Consider the following 16,771-nt stretch of genomic DNA (forward strand, 5'->3'; position numbering starts at 1 on the left):
GGTTCCTGAGGGGGTCGGGGGCGGGTCTCATCATGCCCGGGCCGGGTGCCGTCGCGGTCCCCGGCCACCCCGGGCGTGCGCCGACCCGGCGACTGCGAGGGCTCACCGGACCTCCTCCGTGCGGGTCGGGGCGGCCGTGGACCCCGCGGGCCCGGCCGGTGCCGCCTGACGGGCGAGGACGGCCACCTGGCCCGACACGCTACCTGCCCCGGTCCCCGCGTGCGCCCGGGTCGGTGTGGTCCCGGTGGACGGTGCCGGGGCGTCGGCGAACAGCTTCGGCACCGTGAGCACCGCCACGACGACGGCCGCGACGATCAGCAGCACGAAGGCCACGAGCAGCACGGTGCCGGTGCGGTTCGGCTGCTGCCGCGCGACGAGCTTGAGCGGCTCGGTGGGCGGCGCGGGCGCGACCGGCGGGCGGGGCGGGGGCGTGCGGGAGGCGCCCTGCGGCGACGGACCGGTGGACGGCCCGGTCGACGTGCTCGGGGACGGGCCGGGCGACGGGCGGTTCGCGGCCGGGCGTGGCGTGCCACCCGGCGTCGGGGTGGGGGTCGGCGTGCCCGGGGAGGTGGCGGTGCGCGCCGCGCCCCCGGAGCGGGTGGGTGTCGGGGTGGCCCGGGCGGGCTCGACGCCCCCGGCCGGCGAGCGCGGCGGGAGGGCGGCACCCGCCCCGGGCCGTCCGTCCGTGGCCGCCCGGTCCGCTGCGCTCCGGTTCGAGGCGCTCCGCTCAGAGGCGCTCCGGTCCGACGCGCTCCGGTCGGCCGCGCGGGCCGAGGCGCCCTTGTCCGACGCGCCGCGGTCCGACACGCCCCGGTTCGGGGTGCTGCGGTCCGGCGCGCCGCGCTGGGACGTGCCCCGGTCCGGGCCCGCAGGAGCCAGGGTCGTCCGGTCCTGGGTCGCCCGGTCCTGGGCCGTGCGCTCCGGAGCCGCCCGGCCCGGCCCCGAGCCCGTCCCCGTGTCGCCCGGGCCCGGGCGCGACGCCTGCCGACCCGGGCCCGTGCCCGGCGCGACCCGGCCCGAGCCGGCCCGGTCCGCGGTGCGCTGCGGATCGGAGCCGCTCGCCCCGATGCCGCCCGACGCGGAGGACGGGGAGGAGGTGGGGGACACCGGCGGCAGCGAGGGCGCCGAGGACGGCTCCGACGAGGGCGACGAGGTCGACCCCGGCGAGGAGGACGAGGGCGACGAGGGCGACGAGGGCGAGGACGGCGTCGCGGTGGCACCCCGGCTCCGGTCCCGCCCCCGGCCCGCCCGGCGCTCCCGCTTGCTGCGTCGCCGGTGGCTGGTCGGCGTGTCGGTGCTGGCCTCCCCGTCCGGGCCGGCCGGGGGCAGACGCAGCCCCTGCGCGAGCATCCGGGCCGGGGTGGGCAGCGCCTCGTCCCGGCGGACGGCGGCGACCGCGGCCGCCAGCTCGGCGCCGTCGGAGTAGCGCCGGTTCGGGTCCTTGACCAGGATCGTCTCGATCAGCTGCCGGACCCGCCACGGCACCGACTCGGGCAGCGGCGGCGGCTCGTCCCGGACCTGCATCATCGCGACCGCGACGGCGTTGTCGGCGCGGAAGGGCCGGTGGCCGGCCAGGCACTCGTACCCGACGATGCCGAGCGAGTAGACGTCGCCCTCCGGTCCGGCCTCGCCGCCGCTGGCCTGCTCGGGCGCGATGTAGTGGGCCGTCCCCATCACCATGCCGGTGCGGGTGACCGGGACGGCGTTGGCGGCCTTGGCGATGCCGAAGTCCGTGAGCTTCACGGTGCCGTCGACGCGGATGAGGATGTTGCCCGGCTTCACGTCCCGGTGCACGAACCCGCGCTCGTGCGCCGCGTAGAGCGAGAGCGCGGCCTGCTCCATGATCCGCAGCGTCTCGGCGGGCGCCATCGGGCCGCGCGCGATCACCGCGGACAGCGGCTCGCCGCGGACCAGCTCCATCACCAGGTAGGCCGTGCGCCGGCCGTCCTCGGTGACCTCGTCCTCGCCGTAGTCGTGGATCGCCGCCACGCCGGAGTGGTTGAGCGAGGCCACCGTACGGGCCTCGATGCGGAAGCGGTGGAGGAACTCGTCGTCGTCCGACAGCTCGCCGCGCAGCACCTTGACGGCCACGTGGCGGCCCAGCCGCTCGTCGAGCGCCTCCCACACCTCGCCCATGCCGCCGACGGCGATCCGCCGCTCGAGCTTGTAGCGGTCGGCGATGAGCCGGCCGGCGGCGAGGGTGCCGGGGACCGGGAGGGGGCCGCTGCCCGCCGTCACTGGCCGCCCCGCAACGCCTCCGCGATCACGGCCCGGCCGATCGGTGCGGCGACGGAACCGCCGGTCGCCTCGAGGGCCCGGTCGCCGCCGTTCTCCACCAGGACGGCCACCGCGACCTGCGGGTCGTTCGCCGGGGCGAAGGCGACGTACCAGGCGTGCGGCGGGGTGTTCTTGGGGTCGGTGCCGTGCTCCGCGGTCCCCGTCTTCGACGCGATCTGCACGCCGGTGATCTTGCCGCCGCCGGAGGTGCGGGCCTCCGAGCCGAGCATCATGTCCGTGAGCGTGGCGGCGACGTTCGCCGGCATCGAGCGGCCGAGCCGGTCCGGCTCGGTGGTGTCGATGACGTCGAGGTTCGGCCCCTGCACCTCCTTGATCAGGTGCGGGGCCATGGTCTGCCCGCCGTTGGCGATCGAGGCGACCATCATGGCGTTCTGCAGCGGGGTCAGCCGCACGTCCCGCTGGCCGATCGAGGACTGCTGCACGGCCGCGGTGTCCGGCAGGTCGCCGACACCCGAGGCGGTGACCGGCATCGGGATGGACAGGTCGGAGCGGCCGATGCCGAACGCGTCCGCCTGGGCGCGCAGCTTGTCCGCCCCGAGCTCCCCGCCGAGCTGCGCGAACGCGGTGTTGCACGAGCGGGCGAGCGCCTCCCGCAGCGACGCCGTCTGGCCCGTGCCGCACTGCGTGCCGGCGTAGTTCTCCAGCGTGGTGTTCGTGCCGGTCAGCGTGATGTTCGGGGCCGCGGTGAGCTGGCTGTCCGGGGTGTAGCCGTTCTGCAGCGCGGCGGCCACGTCGACCAGCTTGAACGTGGACCCGGGCGGGAAGGTCTGGTCGATCGCGCGGTTCGGCAGGGTGGCCGGCTCCGCGGCGTTCTCGGCCTTCCACGCCTGCTGTTGGGTCGCCGAGTTGTGGCTGGCCAGCGGGTTCGGGTCGAACGACGGCGTGGACACCATCGCCAGGATCTCGCCGGTCTTGGGCTGCAGGGCCACGACCGCGCCCTCGTAGCCCTTCCGGGTCATCTCCTCGTACGCCCGCTCCTGCACGGACGGCTTGACCGTGAGCACGACGTTGCCGCCGCTCGGGTCCCGCCCGGTGATGAGGTCGGAGAGCCGACGGGCGAACAGCCGGTCGTCCGTGCCGTTGAGCACGGGGTCGGCGTAGCGCTCGACGCCGCTCGAGCTGTAGATCATCGAGTAGTAGCCGGTCAGCGGCGAGTAGGCCGGGCCGTCCGTGTACTGACGCAGGTACTTGAGCCGGTCGCCCGTCTCGACGCTCTGCGCCAGCACCTGCCCGTCCGCGGAGATCTGGCCGCGCTTGCGGGCGTACTCGGCGAGCAGCACGCGCTGGTTGCGCGGGTCCTCGCGGTAGTCGCCGGCCTTCACGACCTGCACGTAGGTCAGGTTGCCGAGCAGCAGCAGGATGAGCGCCATCACGGCGATGGCGATCCGGCGGATCGGGGTGTTCACGGGCGGCCCCCGGTCGGGCCGGGGATCGGCCCGGTGGTGGGCCGCTGGACGAGTTCGGTGCCGGCGTCGGCGATCGGGACGGCGGGGGCGGCGGGCCGGCGCGTGAGCGGGGCCCGCGCGGCGTTCGAGATCCGCAGGAGCATCGCGACGAGAGCGTAGTTCGCCACGAGGGACGACCCGCCGTAGGACAGGAACGGCAGGGTCAGGCCGGTGAGCGGGATCAGCTTGGTGACGCCGCCGATGACCACGAAGATCTGCAGCGCGACCGCGAAGGACAGGCCGGTGGCCAGCAGCTTGCCGAAGCTGTCCCGCACCGCGAGCGCGCTGCGCAGGCCGCGGGTGATCAGCACCAGGTAGACGACGAGGATCGAGGCCAGGCCGATCAGCCCCAGCTCCTCGCCGAGCGAGGACCAGATGAAGTCGCTCTCGGCGAAGGGCACCAGGTCGGGCCGACCCGCGCCGAGGCCCGTGCCACCGACGCCGCCGGTGCCGAGCCCGAACAGCGCCTGCGCGATCTGGTAGCCCCGGTTGTCGTAGTCCGAGAAGGGGTCCAGCCACACCTGCACGCGGACCTGCACGTGCCCGAACAGCTGGTAGGCGATCAGCGCGCCGACCACGAAGAAGCCGATGCCGATCAGCATCCACGACACGCGCTCGGTGGCCGCGTAGAGCAGGACCAGCAGGATCCCGAAGATCAGCAGGGAGGAGCCGAGGTCCCGCTCCACCACGAGGACGCCCACCGACAGCCCCCACGCCACCAGCAGCGGCGCGAGGTCACGGGCGCGCGGCAGCTCCATGCCGAGGAACCGGCGGCCGGCGGTGGAGAACAGGTCCCGCTTCTGCACCAGGAACGCGGCGAAGAAGATGATCAGCAGGATCTTGGCGAACTCGCCGGGCTGGATCCCGGCGCCGCCGATGCGGATCCACAGCTTCGCGCCGTTCACCTCGGAGATCGACGACGGCAGCAGGCCGGGCAGGGCCAGCAGGACCAGGCCGACCAGGCCGCAGGTGAAGCCGTAGCGCGCCAGCGTGCGATGGTCCTTGACCCACCACAGCACCGCGATGAACAGCGCCAGCCCGACGGCCGTCCACAGGATCTGCTTGAACACCAGCGAGTCCGGCACGGGCTGGCCGAGCAGCGCGGCGCGGTCCTGGTCGGCCAGGTCGAGCCGGTGGATCATCACCAGGCCCAGGCCGTTGAGCAGGGCGACCGAGGGCAGGATCAGCGGGTCCGCGTACGGCGCGAACCGCCGCACCGCGAGGTGGGCCAGCGTGAGCACCACCAGGTACGCGAGGCCCACGTACAGCAGCGTCGGGGTGAGCTCCTGCTCCTGGTTCGCCTCCACCAGCACCAGCGCGCCGGTCACGATGATCGCGGCGAACACCAGCAGCAGCAGCTCGATGGTGCGCCCGGTGGGCAGGGCGGGGGCACCCTCCCGACCGTTCGCCCCCGGCCGGGCCGTCATCGGCTCCGGGGCGGCCATCAGCTCGCCGGCCGGCAGGTCAAGCCCGGCTCGGGGGTGACGGTCGGCAGCGGCGTGGTGTCCGTCGGCGGCGCGTTCGGGTCCGGCGGGGCGTTGGGATCGGGCTGTGCGGCGCCCGCGGGCGCGGGGTTCGGCGTGGTCGGGGCGGGTTGCTCGGTGGGGCAGACCGGCAGCATCCGGGAGTGGAGCCGGGCGACGGTGCCGCGGGCGCCGTCGATGCCGTCCGAGGCGGGGATGCCGGCGGCGACCGTGTTGCGCGCGTCCTCGGGCAGGTCGGACAGCGTGATGTCCGTCCGCTCGGCCACGGTCTGCAACGGCACGCCCAGCACGCTTCCGCGCACCCCCTGGTAGATCACGACCTGCTCGGCCTCGGTCCCGACGTAGTACTGCTGCATCACCCAGCCGCGCGCCAGCCAGCCGCCCAGGGCGAGCAGCACGAGCAGCCCGGCCACGGCCACCCCGACGCGCACCGCGGTGCGGCGGTGCGGGCGGTCCGGCCGCGACGGCGCCGCGGGCTCGACGCGGCGGGGCAGGGCCCGGGGGAGCGTGGTCGCCGAAGCCCGGGAGGCGGCGGTGTCGGCGCCGACGATCCCGTCCTCGCTGCCGTCGCCCGCGGCGCCCCCGATGATCGGGGCGTCGTCGCCGTAGTCGACGTCGAGGACGTCGGCGACGATGCAGGTGATGTTGTCCGGCCCGCCGCCGCGCAGCGCCAGCTCGATGAGCCGGTCGGCGCACTCGCGCGGGTCCGTGTACTGGCGCAGCGTCTCGGCCAGCGTCTCGTCGCTCACCGGCCCGGACAGCCCGTCCGAGCAGAGGAGGTAGCGGTCGCCGGCACGTGCCTCGCGGATGGTCAGCGAGGGCTCGACCTCGGCCCCGGTGATCGCCCGCAGGAGCAGCGAGCGCTGCGGGTGGGTGTGCGCCTCGTCCTCGCTGATCCGGCCCTCGTCGATCAGCGACTGGACGAACGTGTCGTCCTTCGTGATCTGCGTGAACGCCCCGTCGCGCAGCTGGTAGCAGCGCGAGTCGCCGACGTGCACCAGCCCCAGCCGATTGCCCGCGAACAGGATCGCGGTGAGCGTGGTGCCCATGCCCTCGAGGTCGGGGGACTCCGCGACGTGCCGGGTGATCGCCGCGTTGCCCTCGAAGGTGGCCTCGCGCAGCTCGGCCAGCAGGTCGTCGCCCGGCTGGTCCTCGTCGAGCGGGGCCAGCGCGGAGATGACCAGGGAGGACGCCACCTCGCCGGCGGCGTGTCCACCCATCCCGTCCGCCAGCGCGAGCAGCCGCGGCCCGGCGTAGACCGCGTCCTGGTTGTTCTGCCGGACGAGCCCGCGATCGCTGCGGGCGGAGTAGCGCAGGACCAGCGTCATGAGCGCAGCTCGATCACCGTCTTGCCGATACGGACAGGGACCCCGAGGGGAACCCGGGTGGGTCCGGTGACCTTAGCCCGGTCCAGGTAGGTCCCGTTCGTCGACCCGAGGTCCTCGACGTACCACTCCTCGCCCTGCTGGCTGATCCGCGCGTGCCGGGTCGAGGCGTAGTCGTCGTCGAGCTTGAGGGTCGAGTCGTCCGCGCGGCCGACGAGGATCGGCCGCGAGTCCAGCGTGATCCGGGTGCCCGCCAACGGGCCCTGGGTGACCAGCAGCTGCCGGGCGGTCCGGCTGCGACCCGCCTTGGCGGCCACCCGGCCGCCGCCGGGCATGATCGCCCGCAGCCCGGAGGCCGCGTACAGGTCCGACCGCACCACCCGCAGCGCGACCAGCACGAACAGCCAGAGCAGGGCGAGGAAACCCGCTCTGGTCAGCTGCAGCACCAATTCGGGCACTCGCCGGGCACTCCGATCTCGTGAGGTGGGCAGGGGACTCGGCAGGGACGGTGCAGCGTACCGACCCCGCCCGCACGGTCTCCCGCCCGGACTCGGGGTCGGCTCAGCCCTGGGTGCGGAAGACCAGGCTGGAGTGCCCGACCCGGATCACGTCGCCGTCCGTCAGCTGCCACTGCTGCACCGGGTTGCCGTTCACCGTGGTGCCGTTCGTGGAGCCGAGGTCCGACAGCGTGGCGGTGTGCCCGTCCCAGCTGATCTCCAGGTGCCGGCGCGACACACCGGTGTCCGGGAGGCGGAAGTTCGAGTCCTGGCCGCGGCCGATGACGTGGCTGCCCTCGGTCAGCGGGTAGCTGCGGCCGGAGCCGTCGTCCAGGGTCAGGCTGGCCTGCAGCTGCTGGCCGTAGCCCGGCTGGCCGCCCCAGCCCTGCTGCTGGCCGTAGCCCTGCTGGTCGTAGCCGCCGTCGTAGCCCTGGTCGTACTGCTGGCCGTAGCCGTCGTACCCGGGCTGCGCGTAGCCCTGCTGGCCGCCGTACTGGGGCTGGCCGTACCCGGGCTGGGCGTAGGCCTGCTGGCCGCCGTACTGCTGGCCCCCGTACTGCTGGCCGCCCTCGTAGCCCTGGTCGTAGCCCTGCTGGCCGCCGTACTGGGGCTGGCCGTAGCCCTGCTGGCCGCCGTAGCCCTGCTGGCCGTAGCCCTGGTCGTAGCCCTGCTGCGGGTAGCCGCCCTGCTGGCCGTAGCCCTGCTGGTCGTACCCGCCCTGCTGGCCGTAACCCTGCTGGCCCTGCTGGCCGTAGCCCTGCTGAGCCTGCTGACCGTGCTGGTCCTGCGGCGGGGCGTAGGTCTGCTGGCCGTACGGGGCACCACGGTCGTAGCCGTACTGCCCGTTCTCCTCGGGGTGGCCCGGTTGCTGGCTCATGGGTGCTTCTCCTGCGTTGCGTGCTCGTCCGGCGGACCGACGGGAAGCGTCGGGGTCCACGGCCGAGCGGGTGCGGAACTGTCCCGTGTGCAGCGCCTCGGAGCGCTCCAGGAAGACTACGACCTCGCCGTAGGTGTCCCATCCCTGGTCGGCGAGTTGTGCGGCGACGTGCGCGGAGAGCGAGTCCACGACCCCCGCGGTGTCGCCGGCCATGCGGTCCAGATCGGCGGGGCTGAGCTGCACGGTGTAGGCGTTGGGTGCGAGCACCCGGCCCCCCGCGAGCTGCCGGAGATGGTCCTCGGCTTCCCTGAGCAGCGCCTGGGCGACCTCCTGGGGAACGACGCTGCCTCCGAAGACCCGCGCGAAGGCGTCGTCCACCATCCCCTGGAGACGGCGTTCGAAGCGATCGACACGGCCCACTCGATCTTCCTTTCGTCCGCTCGGCGTGTTACCGGCATGTCCGATCGTATCCGTGGTAGGCCCGCGTCCGGTGACACCCGGACCGGTGGTGCGGTGACCGTCCGCCCCCGCGCGCCGGAACGACGGGTGACGATCGCGTAGGGGACCCCCCTCGCACGGGCCCCCGAGGGGTCGTGCTAGCTTTTCCCAGTCGCTCGGGCGAGTGGCGGAATGGCAGACGCGCACGGTTCAGGTCCGTGTGTCCGAAAGGACGTGAGGGTTCAACTCCCTCCTCGCCCACCACCTCCCGAAGGTCCGTCGGATGTCGGCGGGCCTTCGTTCGTTCTCGGGTCGCCGAAGGGCCGACCAGCTGCGGCGACCGGTCGATCACGGCGCCGTCGGGCACGGCATGATCGGCCACTGCGTCGTCGCTCACGACCGTCACCCGCGCATCGCCGGGCGCTCCGGGTGGTCGGCCATCACCAGCACGTCCGCGCCCGCCGCCGGGTCCCGCTCCCGCTCGTAGCGCTCGTAGACCGGCAGGGTCCAGCGCTCCGCCTCCGGGGTCCGGCGGGCGAGCGCCGCGCGGCCCATGTGCAGGTGCGCCACGACCTCGAACGGCAGCCCCCGGCCCAGCAGCAGGGCGCCCGCGACCACCACCACCCCGGTGGGGCCGAGCTCCCGGTAGTCCTCGCGGTAGGCCCGGTCCCGCTCGGCGTCCCAGAGCCGGGGCAGCACCCGTCCGGTGCCGCCCGGTCCGGCCGGGTCGAGCACCTCGCGGCGCAGCGCCCCCACGTCCAGCCAGCCGTCGAGGTACATGTCCTCGTCGTGGTGGCCGTACTCGAGCCGCAGCGAGGCGGGCCGCAGGAAGTCCCCGGCCCGCACGACGACGGCGTCCCGCCCGCGCAGCCGCAGTCCCTCGGCCACGGCCCCGGCCAGCTCCGCGGTCCCGGTCGGCGGGGGCCCGTCGACCGCGACGCGGACCCGCCCGGGCAGTGCGGCGGCCCGCTCGACCAGGTGCTCCGCGAGCGCCTCGCGGGTCACCGGGCGGATCGGGCGCGTCGCGGTCACTGGCGGTAGTTCTCCACCGTCGAGGCGTCCCGAGGCTGCGCCTCGTCGGGGTCCTGGCCGGCGGCCCGGCGGGCGTCCCGCTGGCGGAGCAGGTCCCAGCACCGGTCCAGGTCGACGCCGATGCGGTCCAGCCGCGCCCTCTCGTCGTCGCTCAGGGGCTTCCCGATGTGGGAGCGCTCGAGCCGGTGCTCCTCCTCGACGAGCTCGGTGATCCGTTGCCGCAGTTCGGCGTCGTCGGTCATGGGGATCCTCCGGTGGCGTGCTTGCTGCGCGATCACTGCACCTTGAGACACTAGTCGCGTGACCTCGGGGCAGGGTGGCTCGCTGGTCCGGGCGCTGCGGGTGCTCGAGGCCGTCTCCGCGCTGGGCGACGGGGTGACCGCGAAGGCCATCGCCCGCCGGCTCGGCTGCCCGCTGCCCACGGTGTACCGCGCCCTCGGCACGCTGGTCGAGGAGGGTTACCTGGTCCGGCTCAACGCGGTGCGGGGCTACGGGCTCGGCTACAAGGTCGCCGAGCTGCACCGGGGGCTGACCACGCAGGTCCGGCCCTCGGCGGCGGTGCGCGGGCTGCTGCACGAGGTGCACGACGGCGTGGGTGCGGCCGCGTACCTGGCCGTCCGGCGGGACGTCGACGTCGTGGTCGCGCACGTCGACCGCTGCGCGGAGCATCCCGGGCCGCTCGGCCTGCGCGTCGGCGAGCCCGCCCCGGTGCATGCCACGGCTCTGGGCAAGGTGCTGCTCGCCGGTCTGGGTGCCGCCGAGCTGGGCGAGGTGCTGGAACGCACGCCGCTCACCGCCTACACCCCGCGGACCCTCTCCGACCGGCGCGGCCTGGACCGGGAACTGCAGCGGATCCGGGCCGCCGGCGCGGCGGTGGAGGTCGAGGAGTTCCACCGCGGGGTCGCCGGGGTGGCGGTCGCCCTGCGCGGGGCGACGGCGGCGGTCGGGGTCGCGGTCAGCCGGGCCGAGTTCACGGCGCGGCGCTGGGAGCTGGAACACGCGGTCCGCGAGGCGGCGGACCGCGTGTCCCGGGTGCTCACCGCGTGACGCGGATCAGAGCAGCTCCGCCAGCGAGTCGAGCTCGGCCAGCGTCTGCGCCTCGGCGTCGGGGCCGTCCCGGTCGGTCAGGGTGAACAGCACCCGGTCGACGCCGGCCTTCGCGTAGGAGTCCAGCGCGTCCGGCTTCGGGACCCCGCCGAAGATCGTCACCGGCAGGTGGCCGCGGCCGGCCTCGTCCGCGCGCCGGCGCAGCTCGCCGATCCGCTCCGCGAAGGCGTCGAGCTCCCGCAGCCGCACCCGCAGCGGGATCCAGCCGTCGCCGTGCGAGAGGACCCGGTCGAGCACGGTCGGGCCGCCGCCGCCGACCAGCACCGGCGGCACGGCCGTCGGCTTGGGCCAGGACCACATCGGGTCGAAGTCGACGAACTCGCCGTGGTACTCGGCCTCCTCCTGCGTCCAGATCGCGCGCAGCGCCTCGATCCGCTCGAGCATCTGCGCGGTCCGCTGCCGCGGGTCGATCCCGTGGTGGGCCATCTCCTCCTTGTTCCAGCCCGGCCCGACGCCCAGCTCGACCCGCCCGGGCGCGAGCCGCTCGACGCTGGCGACCTGCTTGGCGAGGTTGATCGGGTGATGCTGGTTCACCAGCGTCACGGCCGTGCCCAGGGCGATCCGGTCGGTCACCGCCGCCATCGCGCCGAGCGCGACGAACGGGTCGAAGGTGTGGCTGTACTGCCGCGGCAGCTCGGCGCCGCCCGGCCAGGGGGAGCGCCGGCTGGTCGGGATGTGCGTGTGCTCGGTGAGGAACAGCGCCGAGAAGCCGCGCTCCTCGACGCCCCGCGCGAGGACGAGCGGGTCGATGCCGTAGTCGGTCAGGAAGGTGCAGACGCCGATGTCCATGACCACCGACCCTGCCATCCCCGGTGCCGTTCCGGGGAGGCGCCCGGCCGGTTCGTGCCCACCCGACCCGACATGATCACCGTCCGTGGACGGGGACGGTCGGGATTCGACCCTCTGCGTCCAGGAGTACCGATCATGCCTGCGGTCGGCGCAGGACGGGGCCGGGTTCGTCGCCCTCGACCGGTTCGAGATCCGTGGGCTTCGCGGCTTCGCGGCTGCGCGGGGTGCGGTGGGCGGATCGAGCGCCGTTCGCGGGGGCGCCGGGTCGTGCCGCGGACTACGTTCTGGCCATGGCGCTCCGCACCGAACCCCCGTTCCGCGCCGACCACGTCGGCAGCCTCCTGCGACCGAAGGCCCTGCTCGACGCCCGCGCGCAGCACGCGCCCGGCTCACCCGAGCTGAAGGCGGCGGAGGACGAGGCGATCCGCGACGTCGTCCGGCTGCAGGAGGAGATCGGGCTGCGGTCCGCCACGGACGGCGAGTTCCGCCGCACCTCCTGGCACATGGACTTCATCTACCAGCTCGGCGGCGTCACGAAGACGGACGAGCAGATCCGGGTGCGGATGGTCAACGCCGAGGGGGAGGGCGCCTTCACCTCGGCCGGGCTGGCGATCACCGAGAAGGTCCGGCTGCGGGAGCCGATCTTCGCCGACGCCTTCCGCTTCCTCGCCTCGTGCACCACGACCGCGGTCCCGAAGCTGACCATCCCGTCGCCGAGCATGGTCCACTACCGCGGCGGCACGGCGGCGATCGACCGCTCCGTGTACCCGGACATCGAGGAGTTCTGGGCGGACCTCTCGGCCGCCTACGCCGACGAGGTCCGCGCGCTCGCCGAGCTCGGCTGCCGCTACCTGCAGCTCGACGACACCTCGCTCGCCTACCTCAACGACCCCGCCCAGCGGGCCGAGCACGCCGCGGACGACGGCGACCACCTGCACGAGCGCTACATCCGCCAGATCAACGCCGCCATCGCCGACAAGCCCGAGGGCATGCGGATCACCACGCACATGTGCCGCGGCAACTACCGGTCCTCGTGGGCCGCGGAGGGCGGCTACGACTTCGTGGCCGAGGCGCTGTTCGGCGAGCTCGCCGTCGACGGCTTCTTCTGCGAGTTCGACGACGAGCGCTCCGGCGGCTTCGCCCCGCTGCGGTTCGTGCCGCCGGGCAAGCAGGTGGTGCTCGGGCTCGTGACCACCAAGAACGGCCGGCTCGAGGACGCGGACGTCCTGAAGCGCCGGATCGACGAGGCCGCGAAGTACGTCCCGCTGGACCAGCTCTGCCTGTCCCCGCAGTGCGGCTTCTCGTCGACCGTCGAGGGCAACACGCTGACCGTGGACGAGGAGATCGCCAAGCTCCGGCTGATCGTGCAGGTCGCGGAGGACGTCTGGGGCTGAGCTCCGTCGGGCTCTCGTCGGGTTCTCCGGACCTCGTCGGGTTCCTGCGGGTCCCCGCCGGGATCCGGCGGGTCGGTCGGCGGGTTCTCGTCGGGTTCCTGCGGATTCTCGGGTCCCTGCGGGTTGGCGTCGGTTTTCGGGCGCGTCAGTCGGCGGTCCCGTCGTTACCTGCGGGTTCTCGGGTTCCTGCGGGTTCTCGTCGGGGTCCGGCGCGTCGCTCGGCGGTTCCGTCGGTTCCGTCGGTTCCTGCGGGTTCTCGTCGGTTTTCGGCGCGTCGGTCGGCAGGTTCTCCGGGTCTCGACGCGCTCGTCGGCGGGTCTTGTCGGGGGGCGCCGCTACCGTGCGCGCGTGGCCTACGACGAAGCCCTCGCCGCGCGTGTCCGCGACCTGCTGGCGGACGAGCCGGGGCTGACCGAGAAGCGGATGTTCGGCGGGCTCGCCTTCCTGCTCGGCGGGCACATGGCGGTGGCCGCGAGCGGGCGGGGCGGGCTGATGGTCCGGGTCGACCCTGCCCGCACGCCCGCGCTCCTCGCCCGCCCCGGTGTCGAGCGGATGGTGATGCAGGGCCGGGAGATGGACGGCTGGCTGCGGGTCTTCGGCCACCCGGAGGTCGACGACCTGCCCGACGCGGACCTCGCCGGCTGGGTCGCCGAGGGCGTGGGGTTCGTGAAGACCCTCCCGCCGAAGTAGCCACGCACGGACGAGCACCACCGCTATCCGGTCACGCCCCGACGACGCTGGTGCTGATCGCGCTGCGGCACTGCCCGGCACACCTGCTCCGGCGCAGCACATCCGCTCGGGGCCAGCGCGGCACAGGCGCCCGGACCGGCCGGGGGGCGGGCACACCCCCGGTGGCCGCCCGACACACCCCTCGTGCAGTGCGCACATCCGCTCGGGCGGGCCGGCGCATCGGCTCGTGCCGCGCGGCACATCCGCTCGGGCGGGCCGGCGCATCGGCTCGTGCCGCGCGGCACATCCGCTCGGGCGCGGCACACCACCAGTGGCCCCCGACGCATCCGAATGCTCCGTCGCACACCCTGTTGACCGGGTGTGTCGCGCTCCCGCGGGTGTGCGAACCGGCGTCAGCTCGATCCGGTCGACCGTGATCGGGACGAGAGCCGTCGGTGCCGGGCGGTCAACTGTGCCGGCTGGACAGGCCATGCCTAGAGCGCCCTCCCGACCCGTGATCAGGACCGGGGCGCCGGCAACCCGGCTCCGCTCCCGCGTCGCACACCCGGCCCGGCCGCCCACACGCCGTCGACGGGGCGTGTCGCGGTCGATCCGGGTGTGGCGGGCGGCCACGCCAGGTGTGCCCGCGAAGCCGTGAGCGGGGCCACGTCCGACTAGGCTCGGGCGGGTGAGCGAGGGGGCCACCGGCTGGGGCGAGCCGCTGTACGAGCGGGTGCTGGCCGGTGTCCCGGAGGGGGCCTCGGTGCTCGACGTCGGGTGCGGGCCGGGCGTGTTCGCCGCCTTCGCGAGCGCGCGGGGGCTGAAGGTCACCGGCATCGACGCGGACCGCTCCGCCGTCGCGGCGGCTCGGCGCGAGGTGCCGGAGGCGGAGTTCGAGGTCGGCGACGCACACCAGCTCGACGGCTCCTTCGACCTCGTCGCGCTCGTGCAGGTGCTCGCGCACGTCACCAACCCGCTCAAGGTCCTCAAGGAGGCGGCGCGGGTGGGCACGCTGGTCCGCGCGACGGTCTGGGGCCGCGAGGAGGAGTCGGACGTCCGGCTCTTCGGCGAGGCCCTCGCCCCGTTCCTGCCACCCCGCGGAACGCGTCGCACCCCGGCCGGCCCGCCCCCGCTGACCGACCCGGACCGCTTCCGCAAGATCGCCACGACCGCCGGTCTCGAGGTCGTCGCCCTCGACGAGGTGCGCTGCCCCTTCGACTACGCCGACGAGGACGCCCTGGTCGGGCCGCTGCTCAGCTCCGACATCGGCCGCTACGCGGTCAACGCCGCCGGTCCCGCCGCGGTCCGCCGGGCCGTCCTCGGCACCTTCGCCCCGCACCGCCACGGCGAGGGCTACCGGCTCTGGAACCTCTTCCGGGTCCTCGACGCCCGCCCCGCCTGACCCGCGCCGTCGGCGTTCCGGCTCCGGGCGCCGGAGTCCGGCAACGCGCGGCTGTCCGGGGCGATCCTGCCGGACCCGGGCGCAGAGCGGGCTGCACGCCGGTGCGCTGCAGCCGGGCGGGCCGGCGAGGCGCAGTGCGCCCGCGGCGACAGCGACTCCGCGCGGTGAGGCCTCTGCGGCAGCCGTGCTCGCACGCCGCTGCCGACCACGAGAGCCGAACCCCAGCGCAATTGCTGCGCCCCTGGCCTCAGCGCCTCCGCTCTCGACCACCTTCACACACCACCGCCGATCACGACGGCCGAGCGCACGAGCTGAGCGCAGTATCCGTGCACCAGCGGTCCGCTTCCGACCGTCGCTGCACGCCACCGCCGCTCACGAAGGCGTGGGCGACGGGCGCCGCCCCAGCTGATCTCGGACCGCCGGATCGGCCCGGGGAAGGCGGTTGACGTCTCCATCACCACCTCCGTAGCCTGAGTTCGTGTCCAAAACCCAGGCCGTCACGATCGGCGCCGCGGCGCTCGCCCCGTTCGTGGTGTTCGCGAGCTTCCCGCTGCCGATCGTGGCGCTGCCCGCGATCGGGGCGGACCTGGGTGTCGGGATCGCGGAGCTGAACCTGCTGGTCAGCGGCTACGCGCTGGGTCTCGGCGCGTTCCTGCTCACCGGCGGCTCGCTCGCCGACCGGTTCGGCGCAGCCAGGGTGTGGATCGGCGCGATGGTCGGGTTCGCGGTCTTCTCCGCCGGCTGCGCCCTCGCGACGACCGTGCCCCTGCTCGTCGCCGCCCGGATCGCGCAGGGCGGAGCCGGGGCGGCGCTGATGGCGTCGTCGCTCAGCCTGATCGCCGCGGCCGTCGAGCCGCGGCGACGCGCGGGCGCGGTCGCGCTGTGGGGGGCGGCGATCGGTGCCGGACTGTCGACGGGCCCGCTCGGTGCGGGTCTGGCGCTGGAGTTCGGCCGGTGGCGTCCCGCCCTCGCCGTGCTCGCCGCGGTGTCGGCGGCGGCCGCGCTGCTCGGTGTGTTCGCCCTGCCCACGTCCCGCGGGGCGGCCCGCGGCCGGTTCGACCTGCTCGGGACCGTGCTGCTCACCGTCGGGCTCGGTGGCCTGATCCTCGGCGTGAGCTGGGTCGGCGCCGACGCCTCGGCCCCGCGCGTGTGGGTCGCCTTCGGGCTCGCGGTGGTCCTGCTGCCGGTCTTCGTGCTGCAGCAGCGCCGGCGCCCGGTCCCGATGATCGACGTCGGCCTGCTGCGCCTGCCGACCTACGCCGGCGGGCTGGTCGCGGGCATGGCGATGGCGCTGTCGATCCTGTCGATGCTGGTGCTGCTCGGCCCGTACCTGCAGGTGGTCTTCGGGCTCTCGGCGCTGGAGGCGGGGCTGTGGTACCTCCCGGCGACGCTGCTGTCCACCGTCGTCGCCCTCTTCGGCGCGCGGATCGGGGCACGGTTCTCGTTGCGCACGCGGCTCACCGCCGGTCTCGCCCTCTCCGGGGCCGGTCTCGCCGCGCTCGCCTTCGTGCAGACGTCGTGGACCTTCCCGCTCCTGCTGCCCGGGTTCGTGCTCGCCGGGCTCGGCATGGGTCTGGCCAACCCCGCGCTCGGCGCCGCCGCGGTGGTCGGGGTGGCGCCGGAGCGCAGCGGGGTCGCCGCGGGCGCGGCCAACACCGCCCGCCAGCTCGGCAACGCGCTGGGCATCGCCGTGCTCGGCGCGATCATCCACGCCGGCGCGCTGACCTCGGCCCGCAGCGAACTGCCGGTCGCCGCCGACCTGCTCGCCGCCGGCGACCTGCGCGGCGCCGCCGCTCTGACCTCGGCCGACGCCGTGCAGGCCGCCTATGCGGTCGCCCAGACGAGCGGGGTCCGGCTGGCCCTGGAGGTCTCGGCGGTGCTCGCCTTCCTCGGCGCCGTGGTCGCGGCGTTCCTGCTCCGCCCCCGCACCGCAACGCCGATCACCGTCCCGGCCCCGCAACCCGCTCCGGCGTCGACCACACCCTGAACGCACGACGGAACCACACTGCGCAGA

General features: G+C 74.6%; 14 protein-coding genes and 1 tRNA gene. 6 read left to right on the forward strand and 9 right to left on the reverse strand.

Annotation, left to right across the window (positions count from 1 at the left end; genetic code table 11):
- Positions 1-102: 102 nt before the first annotated feature.
- From ABD990_RS34370 to ABD990_RS12650, 6 genes are all read right to left on the reverse strand, one after another.
- Entirely contained in the window at positions 103-2,238 is a 2,136-nt protein-coding gene (locus tag ABD990_RS34370; RefSeq protein WP_425569585.1) for a serine/threonine-protein kinase, read from the reverse strand.
- A complete protein-coding gene (locus tag ABD990_RS12630) occupies positions 2,235-3,704 on the reverse strand; it encodes a peptidoglycan D,D-transpeptidase FtsI family protein (RefSeq protein ID WP_345380620.1) in 1,470 nt (489 codons plus the stop codon). The genes ABD990_RS34370 and ABD990_RS12630 overlap by 4 nt, the downstream gene beginning before the upstream one ends.
- Complete coding sequence (locus tag ABD990_RS12635) at positions 3,701-5,170, reverse strand: FtsW/RodA/SpoVE family cell cycle protein (RefSeq protein ID WP_425569592.1); 1,470 nt, start codon at positions 5,168-5,170, stop codon at positions 3,701-3,703. The genes ABD990_RS12630 and ABD990_RS12635 overlap by 4 nt, the downstream gene beginning before the upstream one ends.
- 17 nt (positions 5,171-5,187) lie before the next feature.
- A complete protein-coding gene (locus ABD990_RS12640; protein WP_345380622.1) occupies positions 5,188-6,555 on the reverse strand; it encodes a PP2C family protein-serine/threonine phosphatase in 1,368 nt (455 codons plus the stop codon).
- On the reverse strand, positions 6,552-7,010 hold the full coding sequence (locus ABD990_RS12645) for an FHA domain-containing protein FhaB/FipA (protein WP_345380624.1): 459 nt from the start codon (positions 7,008-7,010) through the stop codon (positions 6,552-6,554). Before ABD990_RS12645 ends, ABD990_RS12640 begins: the two co-directional genes overlap by 4 nt.
- A gap of 103 nt (positions 7,011-7,113) precedes the next feature.
- Positions 7,114-8,346, reverse strand: coding sequence for an FHA domain-containing protein (locus tag ABD990_RS12650; protein WP_345380626.1), 1,233 nt, complete (start codon positions 8,344-8,346; stop codon positions 7,114-7,116).
- A gap of 196 nt (positions 8,347-8,542) precedes the next feature.
- Here ABD990_RS12650 and ABD990_RS12655 point away from each other — a divergent pair.
- Positions 8,543-8,628, forward strand: a tRNA-Leu gene (locus tag ABD990_RS12655).
- Between the two features lie 138 nt (positions 8,629-8,766).
- Here ABD990_RS12655 and ABD990_RS12660 read toward each other — a convergent pair.
- Positions 8,767-9,396: a nucleoside/nucleotide kinase family protein gene (locus ABD990_RS12660; RefSeq protein ID WP_345380627.1), complete on the reverse strand. Its 630-nt coding sequence runs from the start codon at positions 9,394-9,396 to the stop codon at positions 8,767-8,769.
- Positions 9,393-9,638, reverse strand: coding sequence for a DUF2630 family protein (locus tag ABD990_RS12665; RefSeq protein ID WP_345380628.1), 246 nt, complete (start codon positions 9,636-9,638; stop codon positions 9,393-9,395). Before ABD990_RS12665 ends, ABD990_RS12660 begins: the two co-directional genes overlap by 4 nt.
- A 58-nt stretch (positions 9,639-9,696) precedes the next feature.
- Between ABD990_RS12665 and ABD990_RS12670 the strand changes: the two genes are divergently transcribed.
- Positions 9,697-10,443, forward strand: a complete 747-nt coding sequence (locus tag ABD990_RS12670; RefSeq protein WP_345380629.1) for an IclR family transcriptional regulator — start codon at positions 9,697-9,699, stop codon at positions 10,441-10,443.
- Positions 10,444-10,449: 6 nt separating this feature from the next.
- Here ABD990_RS12670 and ABD990_RS12675 read toward each other — a convergent pair whose 3' ends face one another.
- On the reverse strand, positions 10,450-11,310 hold the full coding sequence (locus ABD990_RS12675) for an LLM class F420-dependent oxidoreductase (protein ID WP_345380630.1): 861 nt from the start codon (positions 11,308-11,310) through the stop codon (positions 10,450-10,452).
- A 272-nt stretch (positions 11,311-11,582) separates the two neighbouring features.
- Here ABD990_RS12675 and ABD990_RS12680 point away from each other — a divergent pair, with 272 nt between their 5' ends.
- The 4 genes from ABD990_RS12680 (at position 11,583) to ABD990_RS12695 (ending at position 16,744) form a co-directional block, all read left to right on the forward strand.
- Positions 11,583-12,686, forward strand: a complete 1,104-nt coding sequence (locus ABD990_RS12680) for a 5-methyltetrahydropteroyltriglutamate--homocysteine S-methyltransferase (protein ID WP_345380631.1) — start codon at positions 11,583-11,585, stop codon at positions 12,684-12,686.
- 348 nt (positions 12,687-13,034) lie between these two features.
- Positions 13,035-13,376 (forward strand): TfoX/Sxy family protein, encoded by a 342-nt coding sequence (locus ABD990_RS12685; protein ID WP_345380632.1) that lies wholly within the window; start codon positions 13,035-13,037, stop codon positions 13,374-13,376.
- A 667-nt stretch (positions 13,377-14,043) separates the two neighbouring features.
- On the forward strand, positions 14,044-14,757 hold the full coding sequence (locus tag ABD990_RS12690) for a class I SAM-dependent methyltransferase (RefSeq protein ID WP_345380633.1): 714 nt from the start codon (positions 14,044-14,046) through the stop codon (positions 14,755-14,757).
- Positions 14,758-15,235: 478 nt separating this feature from the next.
- Entirely contained in the window at positions 15,236-16,744 is a 1,509-nt protein-coding gene (locus tag ABD990_RS12695; RefSeq protein WP_345380634.1) for an MFS transporter, read from the forward strand.
- Positions 16,745-16,771: the final 27 nt, after the last annotated feature.

Origin of the sequence: Pseudonocardia yuanmonensis (assembly GCF_039542425.1) — a bacterium.
Lineage (GTDB): Bacteria > Actinomycetota > Actinomycetes > Mycobacteriales > Pseudonocardiaceae > Pseudonocardia > Pseudonocardia yuanmonensis.

Bases quoted from the DNA above. Each gene is read 5' to 3' on its own strand.
- ABD990_RS12675 (WP_345380630.1), bottom strand. From the start codon at position 11,310: ATGGCAGGGTCGGTGGTCATGGACATCGGCGTCTGCACCTTCCTGACC.
- ABD990_RS12640 (WP_345380622.1), bottom strand. From the start codon at position 6,555: ATGACGCTGGTCCTGCGCTACTCCGCCCGCAGCGATCGCGGGCTCGTC.
- ABD990_RS12680 (WP_345380631.1), top strand. From the start codon at position 11,583: ATGGCGCTCCGCACCGAACCCCCGTTCCGCGCCGACCACGTCGGCAGC.
- ABD990_RS12665 (WP_345380628.1), bottom strand. From the start codon at position 9,638: ATGACCGACGACGCCGAACTGCGGCAACGGATCACCGAGCTCGTCGAG.
- ABD990_RS12635 (WP_425569592.1), bottom strand. From the start codon at position 5,170: ATGACGGCCCGGCCGGGGGCGAACGGTCGGGAGGGTGCCCCCGCCCTG.